8 protein-coding genes are annotated in these 12821 nt (G+C 69.5%); all 8 read right to left on the bottom strand.

Annotated elements, in window-relative coordinates; all coding sequences use genetic code 11:
• Nucleotides 1-4 precede the first annotated feature (4 nt).
• Nucleotides 5-904 carry a carbohydrate ABC transporter permease gene (locus SK803_RS30215; RefSeq protein WP_319969561.1) on the bottom strand — a complete coding sequence of 300 codons (900 nt, stop codon included), beginning with the start codon at nt 902-904 and terminating at the stop codon, nt 5-7.
• Between the two features lie 74 nt (nt 905-978).
• Nucleotides 979-2241, bottom strand: a complete 1263-nt coding sequence (locus tag SK803_RS30210; protein WP_319969533.1) for an ABC transporter substrate-binding protein — start codon at nt 2239-2241, stop codon at nt 979-981.
• Between the two features lie 490 nt (nt 2242-2731).
• Nucleotides 2732-5248, bottom strand: coding sequence for an ABC transporter permease (locus tag SK803_RS30205; RefSeq protein WP_319969532.1), 2517 nt, complete (start codon nt 5246-5248; stop codon nt 2732-2734).
• 5 nt (nt 5249-5253) lie between these two features.
• Nucleotides 5254-6006: an ABC transporter ATP-binding protein gene (locus tag SK803_RS30200; RefSeq protein ID WP_319969531.1), complete on the bottom strand. Its 753-nt coding sequence runs from the start codon at nt 6004-6006 to the stop codon at nt 5254-5256.
• 119 nt (nt 6007-6125) lie between these two features.
• Nucleotides 6126-9095: a helix-turn-helix transcriptional regulator gene (locus SK803_RS30195; RefSeq protein ID WP_319969530.1), complete on the bottom strand. Its 2970-nt coding sequence runs from the start codon at nt 9093-9095 to the stop codon at nt 6126-6128.
• 11 nt (nt 9096-9106) lie between these two features.
• The gene (locus SK803_RS30190) at nt 9107-9262 is read right to left on the bottom strand and encodes a hypothetical protein (protein ID WP_319969529.1); all 156 of its coding nucleotides are present in this window, start codon (nt 9260-9262) and stop codon (nt 9107-9109) included.
• A gap of 221 nt (nt 9263-9483) precedes the next feature.
• Nucleotides 9484-12318, bottom strand: coding sequence for an AfsR/SARP family transcriptional regulator (locus SK803_RS30185; protein WP_319969528.1), 2835 nt, complete (start codon nt 12316-12318; stop codon nt 9484-9486).
• A 311-nt stretch (nt 12319-12629) separates the two neighbouring features.
• Complete coding sequence (locus SK803_RS30180; protein ID WP_319969527.1) at nt 12630-12818, bottom strand: DUF397 domain-containing protein; 189 nt, start codon at nt 12816-12818, stop codon at nt 12630-12632.
• Nucleotides 12819-12821 lie beyond the last annotated feature (3 nt).

The raw sequence follows: 12821 nt of genomic DNA, 5'->3' as shown, positions 1-12821 counted from the left end.
GCGATCACCCCTTGCCCGCGATGCGCCGCGTCAGCGAGAAGTTGATGGCCGCGACCACCAGGACGACCAGGAACAGCATCCACGCGATGGTGGCCGCGTACCCGGCGTCGAACAGGCGGAAGCCCTTCTCGTACATGTAGAGCACCAGCGTCTGGAACTGCCGGTCGGAGCCACCGGTGGAGTTGTTGGCGGCGAACCCCGGGTCGAACAGCGCCGGTTCCGCGAACAGCTGCAGACCGCCGATCGTCGAGGTGACGACGGTGAACAGGATCGTCGGCCGGATCGACGGCACGGTGATCGACCAGAACATCCTCCAGCGCGACGCACCGTCCAAAGTGGCCGACTCGTACATGTCCTTGGGCACCGACTGCATCGCCGCCAAGTAAAGCAGCGCGTTGTAACCGGTCCAGCGCCACATGACCATTGTGGACACCGCGAGGTGCGACGCCCACGTCTCCGCGCGCCAGTCGATGGGGTCGATGCCCACGAAACCCAGCAGGAAGTTCACGATGCCGAAGTCGCGGCCGAAGAACTGCGCGAACACCAGCGCCACCGCGGCGACCGAGATGACGTTGGGCAGCAGCACTCCCGCGCGCCAGAACGCCCGTCCTCGCAGCCCCCGGTCGAGCAGCGAGGCCAGGCCGAGCGCGGCCAGCAGCTGCGGGACGGTGGAGAGGATGAACAGGCTGATCGTGTTGAACAGCGCGTTCCAGAACTTGCTGTCGCCGAACAGCTCGACGTAGTTGGCGAGACCGACGAACCCCTGGTCGCCGTCGATCAGCTGCCAGTCGTGCAGCGACACCCACGCCGTGTACACCAGCGGGTAGAGCCCGAAGATCCCGAACACCAGGAAGAACGGCGCGATGATCAGGTACGGCGTGTACTTCGCGTCCCAGTTGTTCAGCCGGAAGCGCTTCGGTTCCGGAGAAGAAGGAACCGAGGCAGCCGGAGCCGCCTCGGTCTCTGTGCGAAGGGCCGTCACTTGGCGGCGTCCGTCGCTTCCTTCAACGCCTGCGTCCACGCGTCAGCCGCCGGCTGCTTGCCCTGCTCGACGCGGGTCAGCGCGGTGGCGAACACCGGTCCGACCTTCGAGTCCTTCGTGCCGCGGTAGGTCGGCTTCAGCGACTCCGCCGAGGTCGCGAAGATCTTGCCCACCGGGGCCTTGTTGAAGTACTCGTTGACCGTGGCCTGCACCTCGGCGTCCTGGTAGACCTTCGGCTGGCTGGGCAGGTTGCCGGTCTCCTTGAAGATCCGCTTCTGCTGCTCGGGGGCCGTCAGCCACTTGGCCAGCTCGTAGGCCTCCTTGGGGTGCTTGCCCTGCTTCGGGATGGCGAGGAACGAGCCACCCCAGTTGCCGCCACCGCCGGGCGCCGTCGTCACGTCCCACTTCCCGGCCGCCGCGTCGCCGGCACCCGCCTTGATCAGCGCGAGCGCCCAGGCCGGGCAGGTGGTGGTGGCGAACGAACCCTGCTTCAGGGCGACGTTCCAGTCCTGGCTGAACGGCTCCAGGGCACCGGTCTGCTGCTTGGTGCCGAGCGCCGCCGCCGTGTCGAACGCCGTCTTGACCTTGTCGTTCTTCTCCGCGATGTACGAGTCGTCCTTCGCGAAGTAGCCCTCCTCGGTCTGGTCGAGGATGGCCTTGTAGACGTTGCGGCCGGTGTCGACGAACTTCACGTTCGGCGTCTTGGCCGTGAACTGGTCCGCGACCTTCGAGTAGTCGGCCCAGGTCGGCCACAGCTTCGCGACGGCCTCGCGGTCCGTCGGCAGCCCGGCCGCCTCGAACAGGTCGCGGCGGTAGCAGAGCCCGAGGCTGCCCATGTCCGTGCCCAGCCCCAGCACGAACTCACCGCCGTCAGCCGTGCCCTGGTTCCACTTCCACCCGGCCCACTGGTCCTTGAGGTCCTTCGCCCCGTACTCGGCGAGGTTCACGAACTTGTCCTTGGAGGCGCGGAACTGCGAGACCACGCCCTCCTCGAGCGCGACGATGTCCGCCGCACCACGCCCACCCGCGAGCTGAGTCGCGAGCTGCGTGTTGTGCTGCTCCATCTTGACCTTGCGCTGCTCGATCTTGATGTTCGAGTGCGAGGCCTGGTACTCCTCGATCAGCTTGTCGTAACCGAAGTCGGAGAACAGGCCAAGCGACAGCTCTACTTTGCCGTCGGCCTCGGAACTCCCGCCGCATCCCGCGGCCAGAACCATCACGAGGGTCGCAGCGATGCTGCCGACCAGCCTTGTGCTCATCCGTCCTCCTCGACGACGCCGTGAGCGGCGCTTAACTGTGATGAGAGCGCTCTCACACTCAACTGGAGAGGCGCGGGTGTCAAGCGGTCGACATCGTTCCGTAACTTTGTGGAGACGGGCAACAAAAACCTGTGCCGGGAATTCGGCGCGTCCCGGCCTGGGCGGTCGCGGACCCCCGGAAACGACGAGGAGGGACGACCGGGCCCTCGCTCCGGTCGTCCCTCACCCCAGGTAGAGGGGTTTTCGGGCCGAAAGTGACGCGTGCTCTCGAACTTTTTTCGCGGACCCCGGTTGAGGAGGCGAACGGGCGGGTAAGGGGCCGGTTCGATAGGCCGAACGGACGCACAACGCTCGCCGCACGAACACAGCGGAGGCCCGGTGCCCCGACAGCACCGGACCTCCACCGATCCCCCGGTCGTGCGGCCCCTGTTTCCGCACTCCCGAACCCGCCTGGTTCGGTCCCCGACGCACCGGAGCCAGGCGGGGTGTCCTACGCCTCCGCCATCCCCGCGACCACGGAGTTCTTCGCGGCCCGGCGAGCAGGCAGAGCGGCCGCGATGATCGCCGCGACCACGGCCAGGCCGAGCATGACGCCGATCTGTCCGAACGGGATGGAGAAGCTGATCTGGAACTCCGAGTTGGAGATCGCCTCGACCAGCAGCCACCCGAACCCGGCGCCGAGCACGACACCCACGACCGCGCCGATCAGCGCCATCAGGATCGACTCGACCACCAGCATCTGCCGCAGCTGACCTCGGGTGAGGCCGAGCGCCCGCAGCAGGGCCGACTCGCGGGTGCGCTCCAGCACCGACAGCGTCAGCGTGTTCGCGATGCCGAACAGGGCGATGATCAGCGCCAGACCGACGAGCGCCCAGATGAACAGCAGGATCTGGTCGATCTGCGAGTTCAGCTCGGCCTTGGTCTCCGCCGCGGAGTTCAGGACCGCTACCGGCGACGTGGCGATGGCGCGTTCCAGGTCGGCGCGGGCCGCCGTGATGTCGGTGCCCGGCGCGAGCTTGACCAGCAGCTTCTGGTAGCCCTTTGGAGCATCCTTGAGCAGCCCCTGCGCCGCCGGCAGCGTCACGATGCCGGTGCCGTAGTTGTTGGCCTTGATCAGCGCGACGACCTTGAATTCCTTGTCGCCGAGCCTCAGCGACGAACCGATCGAGAGGCCCGCTTCCTTCGCGTCCTTCTCGCGCATCGCGATCTCGTTGTCCTTGAGAGGGGTCAACGGACCGTTGGTCGTGTCGGCGCGGACCAGCGAGCCGATCGCGTCCGACGGGTAGCCGGTCACGTAGGCGTACTGGAGCTGCGGCGACTCGGTCGACGCGGAGAGTTCCGGCGCGATCTTCGCGACGTTCTTCACCTTGGCGAGCTCGTCGGTGAACTTCTGGCTCAGCGGCTGGCTGTAGACGTTCGAGCTGACCTCGTAGTCGGCCGGGAACTGCGCGTCGACCTTCTCGTTCATGGTCTGGCGACCGCTGCCGGCCACGACCGTCACCATCGCGACGATGGTCACGCCGATCATCAACGCCGCGGTGGTCGCGGCGGTGCGCTTCGGGTTGCGGCCCGCGTTGGCCGAGGCCAGCTTGGCCGGGACACCGCGCAGCGCCTTGCCGAACAGGCGGTTGACCAGCGGCACGTACAGCGGGCCGAGGAGCAGGACCGCGAGCAGCAACACCATCGTGGCGCCGCCGGTGATGAACATCGCGGGCTCTTCCTTCTCCTGCCGCAGGCCGAAGTAGACGGCCGCGCCGCCGATCAGCGCGATCAGCGTCGCGACGACGATCCGGATCTTGCCGGTGCGGGCGACGTCGTCGTGGCTGTCGGGCTGCGAGCGCAGGGCGGCCACCGGGGCGACCTTCGTGGCGCGGCGGGCGGGCAGCACGGCGGACAGCACGGTCACGACCACACCGACACCGAAGCCGGCGGCGATCGTCACCCACGAGATCGGCAGGCGGATCTCGGTTTCGCCGCCGCTGGGGCCGCCGACCGAGCCGATGAAGGCTTGCAGGCCCGCCGACACGCCGAGTCCGCCCAGGAGGCCCAGCACCGATGCCGCGAGGCCCATGAAGACCGCTTCGGCGAGCACGCTGCGGAACACCTGCGAGCGGTTCGCTCCGACGCAGCGCAGCAGCGCGAGTTCCTTGGTGCGCTGGGCGACGAGGATCGTGAAGGTGTTGTAGATGACCATGCCCGCGACGACGAGTGAGATCGCGGCGAACGCGAGCAGAAACGTCTTGATCTCGCCGGCGGCGTCACCGACCTGCTCCAGCGTCTCCTTGGTCAGCTGCTCACCGGTCTGCACCTGGTAGCCGGTGCCGATGGTGGCCTTGATGTTGTCCACGAGCTGCTGCTGGGACACGCCGTCCTTGGCTACGGCCACGATCTCGTAGACGCGCTGCTTCGGGATGACCGTGCGCAGACCCTCCGGCGACACCACGACGTGATCGCTGCCGGACATCGAAAGGCTGCTCGCGCCCTGCTGGTAGGTGCCGACGATGGTGAACGCGTGCTCGGCGTTGTCCTCGTCGAGGAGCTTGAGCTTGTCGCCGACCTTGAGCTTCGCGACCTGCGCCGTCTTGGTGTCGATCGCGGCCTCGTCGGCCTTGACCGGGAACTTGCCTTCCTTGAGGTTGAAGTCCCGCAGCTTCTCCGTGGTGGGCAGCGGCTGGACCAGCGCGTTGCGCGCCTTGTTGTCGCTGCCGAGCAGTGCCGCGCTGCCGAACTCGCGGGCGTCCGCACCGGCCACGCCCTGCGTCGACCGGATCTTCTGCACGAACTCGACCGGGATGCCGTTCTCGCGGTCCGTGCTGTTCTCGGCCAGGTGCACGGCGGCGTCGACGTTGCGGGCGCTGCGGGCGAAGTTGTCCCTGGTCTGGGCCTCGACGGCGTCACCGAGAACCAGCGTTCCGGTCACGAACGCGACGCCGAGCGCGATGGCGATGCTGGACAGCACCAGCCTCGCCGTGCGGGCTCGCAGGCCCGCAAGGATGGTCTTCAGCATCTACCTCACGCCCCCAGGTGCGTGAGGGCGTTGACGACGGACTCGGTGGTGGGCTCGTGGATCTCACCGGCGAGGCGGCCGTCGGCCAGCAGCACCACGCGGTCCGCGTAGCTCGCGGCCACCGGGTCGTGCGTCACCATGATCACGGTCTGGCCCATCTTGCGGACCGACATGCGCAGGAAGTCGAGGACCTCGGCGCCGCTGCGGGAGTCCAGGTTGCCGGTCGGCTCGTCCGCGAAGATGACCTCGGGACGGGCGACGAGCGCACGGGCACACGCCACGCGCTGCTGCTGGCCACCGGACAGCTCGGTCGGACGGTGGGTGAGGCGGTCGCGCAGGCCGAGAACGTTGATGATCGTGTCGAACCACTGCTTGTCGGGCTTGCGGCCGGCGAGCTCGAGACCCAGCAGGATGTTCTGCTCGGCGGTCAGCGTCGGCAGCAGGTTGAAGGCCTGGAACACGAAGCCGACGCGGTCGCGGCGCAGCTTGGTCAGGTCCTTGTCGTTGAGCTTGGTGATCTCGGTCTGTCCGATGTGGATCGCGCCGCTGTCCACCGTGTCCAGTCCCGCGAGGCAGTGCATCAGCGTGGACTTGCCGGAGCCGGACGGACCCATGATCGCCGTGAACCGGCCGGCCTGGAACGCGACGTCGATGCCGTCGAGCGCCCGCACCGCGGTGTCACCCTTGCCGTAGACCTTCACCAGGTTGTGGGCCGCCGCGGCGGTCCGGGTGCCGACCTCGGACACCAGTGCAGACATGTCGCTCGCCTTCCTCACAGGGGATGTTCCTTGATGAGGAAGAAGCTATGAGTTCCCTGAGTACGCGGACATCAACTCCGCGACGCGTTGAGCATCAGCCTGAGGTATGACAACCGGCGCTATTCCAGCAGACCTCGGTCGTACGCGATGGCCACGGCCTCCGCGCGCCGGGACGCCCCCAGCTTGGCCATGATCCGGGAAAGGTGCACGGAAACGGTCTTCTCGCTGATGTACAGCTCCTCGCCGACCTCGCGGTTCGTGCGTCCGGAGGCCACCAGCCCGAGCACGTCGCGTTCGCGCGGGGTGAAGAGGTCGACCTGGTCGCGCACGGGCTCGTCCGCCCTGAGGGTGATGCGGGCCCGCTTCGCGCACGACGCGATGGCCTCGGCGAGCGGGGCGGCCTTGAGCCTGGTCGCCACCTCGTCGGCCAGGCGCAGCTGCTCGGCGGCCTCCTCGCGGCGTTCGGCACCGAGCAACGCCTCCGCGAGCCGCCAGCGGCACAGCGCCTGCTCGAACACGACCCCGTAGGCGAACTCGTCGACGGCGGCCTGCCACAGCTCCGGGTCGCCGGAACCGGTCAGCCGGGACTCCTCGGCCAGCGCACGGGCCAGCCAGGCCCTGCCTTCCGGCCCCAGGACGCCGGCGCGCGGCTTGCCGTTCTTCGCAGTGAGCCGTACGTGCTCGGCGAGCTTGTGGCCCTCCTCGACCGCGTTCTTCTCCGCCTGGGTGTCCCGCTTGCGGCGTGCCTTCGCGGCGATCTCCGTGTACGCCGCGATGCCGACCGCGCCGATCCTGATGCCCGCGAGCATCCAGGGACCACCGAGCTTGCGCGCCCACGCCAGCGCGTCCGTGACGCGTTCGACAGCCAGTTCCGGGCGGCCGCGCCACAAGGCGAGCTCCGCGCCCGTGCCACCGTTGATCAGCGCGATCTGGATGTCGCGGTGCCAGTCGCTGCGCAGCTTCGTGATGACCCGCTCGGACTCGGCCAGATCACCACGCGAGACGGTGAGGTGCGTGCTCGCCGACGCCAGCCGGGCCAGCACCGTCGACGACACCGACATGCCGGGCGGTTCGCTGGCCCACGCCGCGTAGTCCCAGTCGCCGACGTAGTAGTGCACGAGCACCTGGAGGATGCGGATCTCCAGCCCGAACATGCTCCACGTCAGGCCGGTCTCCTTGGCCCTGGCGCCCGCCAGGTTGAAGACGCGGGCGGCCTCGGCCAGTTCGCCCCGGTCGTAGTGCATGAGGCCGTAGTAGTACCAAGCCCTCAGCTCGTTGTTGAACGCTCCGACCTCGCGCGCGCACTGGATCGCGCGCTCGAAACTGGCCTTGGCTTGCTCTGGCTGGTTCGCGTGGTCGTCGAGGATCGCCAGGGTGCCCAGCCCGTCCGCGACCGCTCCTGGCGCGTTCGCCGTCTGGCCGTCCGCTATCGCGAGTTCGGCGGCTTCCCGCGCCGCGGCGTCCGCGCGTTGCTGACGCAGGGACGAAGCCTTGCCGGCGAACACACGGGCGCGGGTCGGACTCGGCTCGCGGTCCTGCACGAGGGCGAGAGCCTTCGCGAGGACCTCGAAGCCTTCCCGTTCGCTGCCGTCCAGGATGGACAACGCCTGCGAGAGCCTCAGCCAGATCTCGGCGGCCTCCTCCGGCGTCTGCTCGGCGCTGATGGCTTTGGTGGCGCTGCGGGCGAACGCGACAGCCCGTTCCGGCTGACCGGCCGTGCCGGCGACCCAGGAGGCACGCCGGAGCAGCACCGACTCGTCCACATCGGACGGACGATCCGCCTCGGCGACCGCGTTCCACAGGTTGAGCGCCTTCTCCAGGTACCGCAACGACTCGGCGGGCGCGCCGGCTCGTTCGGCCTCCTTGGACGCCTGGATCGAGGCCTTCAGCGCCTGCGGCAGGTCGTGGCTCTCGAAAGCGTGGTGGGCCAGCGCCGCCGCGGTGCCGCGTTCGTCCAGCCGCTGGGCCAGGTGGCGGGCGTAGGCGGCGTGCAGCCGAACCCGTTCGCCGGGCAGCAGGTCGCCGTAGACGGCTTCCCGGAGCAGGGCGTGGCGGAAGGCGTAGACCTCGTCGTCGTGCACGACGAGCAGGTGGTGCTGGACCAGCTCGCGCAACGCGGTGTCGAACGCGATGTCGGCCATGCCGGCGACCTCGTGCAGCCGGTAGTGCCGAACCTTGCGGCCCCAGACCGACGCGACGCGGACGACGTGCTGCGCCTCGGGACCGAGGCTTTCGACACGGCTGAGCAACACGTCGGCGAGCGCGGAAGGCAACGACCTCGCGTCGTCGCACGTCGCGACCGCGATGAGTTCCTCGGCGAAGAACGCGTTGCCCTCGCTGCGTTCCGCGACCTGCTGGACGACGTCCTCCGGCAGGTCGTCGCTGAGAGCCTCGACGAACCTGCGGGCGTCGGCGGCGTTGAACGGCGAGAGGTCGAGGCGTTCCACCGCGGGCAGCCGGACCAGCTCGGACAGCAAGGGCCGCAACGGATGGCTGCGGTGCAGGTCGTCCGCGCGGTAGGTGCAGACGACCAGCAGGCGCTGGGAACGCAAGCGGGACAACAGGAACGACAGCAGGTACCGCGTCGACGCGTCCGCCCAGTGCAGGTCCTCGACGACCAGCAGCACGCGCTGCCGTTCGGAGAGATCACCGAGCAACCCGAGCACGGCGTCGAACAGCTGGAGCTGCCCCACGTCCTGCTCGGGCCTGCGCCCCGGGATCAGGCTCGGTGCGATCATGCCCTCGGTGCCGGGCTCGCGTTCGGCGGGCAACGCCAGCTGCGGCAGCAACATCGCGAGCGCGGGCCGGTTCGCCGTGTCCTTGACGCTGCCGAGCGCCTCGGCGAACGGCAGGTACGGCAACCCGGTCTCGCCCGCGTCCAGGCACCGTCCCACGAGGACGACGGTGTCTTCCGCGCTGGCCGCCAGCTCGTCCATCAACCGCGTCTTGCCGACCCCGGCGTCGCCGGCGAGCAACACCGCCCCCGCGGTGCCCTCACCGGCCTGCGCCAGCATGGCGCGCAACCGGTCCAACTCGCGGTCGCGCGCGACCAACGGGATTCCGGAACCGAGGCGCGCCACAAGGGGCATGCTTGCACACGTCATGCCCTGGTGCCGCCGGGTTTCCCAGAGGTGCGGTGGATCACTCGCCGCAGCCAGGACGGCGCGCTGCCGTTCGACCGCTGCCAGTTGCACACGGCGTTGCCACGTCGGTAGTCGATTTCCGCCTTGATCGCCTCAGGGGTCCATTCGGTCATGGTGGAGAGGTTGCTGCTGAGGGACGGGGCAAGGCATCGGGTGATCGCGCAGTTCTGGGCCGCGAACCCCTTACCCCTGGCTTGCTGGCGTCTGCAAGTACCACCAACTGCGAGTTGGCGGTACTTGCAGACGCCATCAGCCGACCGTCACCGGGTCCCCCACACCGCCCGCGAAGCCTCAGCCGACCGTCACCGCGTCCCCGGCACGGGCCGCGAACCCCTTACCCGACTGTCACCGCGCGCGCCCGAGCCAGCCGGGCCCGGATCCCGTCGGCCTCAGGTGCGCCCAGCTCGGTGAACAGCGCCAGCGCCCGCTGCCAGTGCGCCGCCGCCCCCGCCGCGCCCAGCCGCTCGAACACCGCCGCCAGCCGGTCGTGCGCCAGCGCCTGGTGGTACGGCGACACGGCGTCGCACGCCACGGCCAGCGCGATGCGGGCCGCCGACAGCGCACCGTCCGTGTCACCTGTCTCCAGCAACGCCGTGGAGATGTCGACGTGGCAGGCCGCCTCGCCGCACTGCTCGCCGACCTCGTGGTACATCCGCAGTGCGACGCGCAGCCACGGCATGGCGTCGTCGAAGCGTTGGGTGGTCAGGTAGAGCAGGCCCAGGTGGTGGTGGGCGTTGGCCTCGGCCCACTTCGAGCCGGCGATGCGAGAGATCTCCATCGCCTCGCGGTAGTGGGCCTCGGCTTCCTCGGCCCGGCCGAGGTCCTGCAAGGTGCCGGCGATCGTGGTCAGGGCGCGGGCCTGCTGGTGCACGTCCTCCTTGCGGCGGGCCACTTCCAGGGCGCCGCGCTGGGCGTTCAGGGCCTCGTCGAAGCGTTCGAACTGCAGCAGGGCCACGCCCAGGTTGAACTGCATGACGAAGCGGGCGTCGTCGTTGTTCAGGGCGATGGCGGCCTGCAGCGCGGCTTCGGTGAGGCGCAGGGAGGTCTCGCGCTCGGTGCGCAGCCAGAGGTACCGCGACAACGTGTACGGCAGCTGCCAGGCGTGCACGTGCCAGCCGAAGAGCGAGGCGTGCTCGGTGGCGGCGATCAGGTTCGCGCGCTCGGCGTCGAACCACGCCATCGCGTCCGCCGCGCCGGACAGCGTCGGCACGTGGGCCGGACGGTGTTCTGGTGCCACCAGGACGCTGCCGCGGTTGATCGGGAGCATGCCGTCGGCCAGGTCGGCGCAGTGCAGGTAGTAGTCGAGCATGCGGCCCGTCGCGGCACGGCGTTCCGGCTCGGACAGTTCGCCCGCCAGCGTTTTCGTGTAGACGCGGACGATGTCGTGGGCCACGTGCCGGCCGGGTTCGCTGACGGACAGCAGGTTCGCGGCGGTCAGCGCGTCGAGGGCACGCGCCGCCTCCACCAGGGTGACGTCGCCCATCGCGGCCACCACGTGCGCGGTCAGGTCCGCGCCGGGGTGCAGGCCGACGATCGCCAGCAACCGAGCAGGCAACGCGGGCAACGCACGGCGTGAGGCGTCCAGGGCCGCCCGTACGGTGCCCTCACCGTCTTCCAGGCCGAGCGCGGCCAGCCGTCCGTGCTCGTCCTGCAGTTCCTCGACCAGTTCGGCCACGCGCAAACGAGGGGACACGGCGAGGCGAGCGGCGGCGATGCGCAACGCCAGCGGCAGGCCGTCGCACAGCTCGGCCAGCTCGCGCAGGGCGTGGGCCTCGATGTCCGACCGACCGGCGATGCGGCCCAGCACGTCGACGGCGGCATCGGCGTCGAGCATGTCCAGCTCGATCAGCTTCGCCTCGACCTGCGCGACCAGGCCCACCAACCGGCGCCGGGACGTCACCACCACGCACGAGGGCGCGCCCGGCAGCAGCGGCAGCAGATCGGCGGAGCTGCGGACGTTGTCGAGCATCACCAGCATGCGGCGGTCGGCCAGCAGCGTCCGCAGCAACGCCGAGCGTTCGTCCACCGAGACCGGCGTGTCACTGGCCGGAACACCCAATGCGCGCAGGAACCGGTTGAGCACCTCGCCGATCTCCAGCGGCTCCCGGTTCGGGTCGTAGCCGTGCACGTCGACGTAGAGCTGGCCGTCCGGGAACTCCTCGCGGACCCGGTGCGACCAGTGCAGGGCCAGCGCGGTCTTGCCGACCCCGGCCGGACCGGTCACCAGCAGCACGGGACCGTCGTGATCACGCAGCAGCACGTCCATCAACGCCAGCTCGGGATCCCTGCCGATCAACGCGACGGGCGCCCGCGGCAGCTGCGCGGGGATCGTCACCGGGGCGGGTTCGGGAGCGGACGCCTGCACGGGCACGCGGACCGGCGCGCGTTCGGGCTCGGGGCTGTCCCCGGCCAGCACCGCCTGGTGCACGCGGCGCAGTTCGGGCCCCGGCTCGACGCCGAGCTCCTCGATCAGCACGCGGCGGGCTTCCCGGTACGCGGCCAGCGCCTCGGCCTGACGACCTGCCTGGACCAACGCCCGCATGAGCAGCCCGTGGCCGCGTTCGCGCAACGGGTGCTCGGCGACCATCGAGGTCAGCTGCGAGACGAGCTCGGGGCCCTGCCCGATCGCGAGCCCCAGTTCGGCCCGTTCCTCCAGCACCGCCAGCCGGCGTTCGACGAGACGGCCGCGCTCGACGTCGCAGAAGAGCCCGGAGACACCGCCCAGCGGTTCGGCGCGGAACAACGCCAGCGCGTCGTCCAGCTCGACCGCCGCTCCGGCGAGATCACCGGCGGCGCGCATGCGGTTCGCGAGCAGCACCTGACGTTCGAACACGTCGAGGTCCAAAGCACCGGGCTCGACGCGCAACAGGTATCCGTCGCCGACCGACGTCAGCAGCTCGGCCGGCGCGCGCCGCGCACGGGTCGGTTCGAGGGTGCGTCTCAATCCGGCGACGTAGGTCTGGACCAGATTCACCGCACTCGAGGGCACGTTGTCGCCCCACACGGCCTCGATGATCTGCCCGCGGCTGACCGGTGTGTTGCGCGCCAGCAGGAGCACCGCGAGCACGGCGCGCTGCTTCGCCGCACCGAGATCAACCTCGTGACCTGCGCGAACGACCCGGAGAAGGCCGAGAACCTCGAACCGCAGGGGTTCCTCGCCGTGCGTCACCGACCTGTCCTTCGCCTGGTGGCCACCTGGAGCTTGAAGATCACTTCAGTCGGGCTCCAGTCGTGCTGTAGAAGGCATTCTTACGCTTAGCGTGTCCAACCAACCACAGACGGCGAGATCAACGGAAACCGGAGATCGAGCAGTCGGAACAGGTTGGACCGGACAGCGGAACACCCGCTGCTCCTCATGATCGACGTGGGTCGGCCGGCGTGCAAGGGGCATCCAGCCCGCGGCGGCGGAACGCCGGCCGGCTCACGTCCCCTAACGCGAGAAGGCCCGGCCGGGAATCCCCAGCCGGGCCTTCTGCGTGTCTACCGATCAGCTGACAACGAGCCGGTCTTCGCGGCGGCGAGGAAGGTCTCCCAGCCGGAGCCGCCGAACTTCAACCGCGCCCCGTCCGCGTTCTTGCTGTCACGGACTGCCGCACCGGCTGAGACGAGCGCGATCTCCACGCACTCGGGCCCACCGGCCGACGATCGGCTGCTCTTGCGCCAACGCAAGCT

The organism is Lentzea miocenica (assembly GCF_033949945.1).
In the GTDB taxonomy this organism is placed as follows: Bacteria; Actinomycetota; Actinomycetes; order Mycobacteriales; family Pseudonocardiaceae; genus Lentzea; species Lentzea miocenica.
This window is presented reverse-complemented; position numbering and strand designations above follow the sequence as displayed.

Excerpts from the sequence above, each read along its gene's own strand:
- SK803_RS30210 (WP_319969533.1), bottom strand. The coding sequence starts at position 2,241 with ATGAGCACAAGGCTGGTCGGCAGCATCGCTGCGACCCTCGTGATGGTT.
- SK803_RS30205 (WP_319969532.1), bottom strand. The coding sequence starts at position 5,248 with ATGCTGAAGACCATCCTTGCGGGCCTGCGAGCCCGCACGGCGAGGCTG.
- SK803_RS30200 (WP_319969531.1), bottom strand. The coding sequence starts at position 6,006 with ATGTCTGCACTGGTGTCCGAGGTCGGCACCCGGACCGCCGCGGCGGCC.
- SK803_RS30195 (WP_319969530.1), bottom strand. The coding sequence starts at position 9,095 with ATGCCCCTTGTGGCGCGCCTCGGTTCCGGAATCCCGTTGGTCGCGCGC.
- SK803_RS30190 (WP_319969529.1), bottom strand. The coding sequence starts at position 9,262 with ATGACCGAATGGACCCCTGAGGCGATCAAGGCGGAAATCGACTACCGA.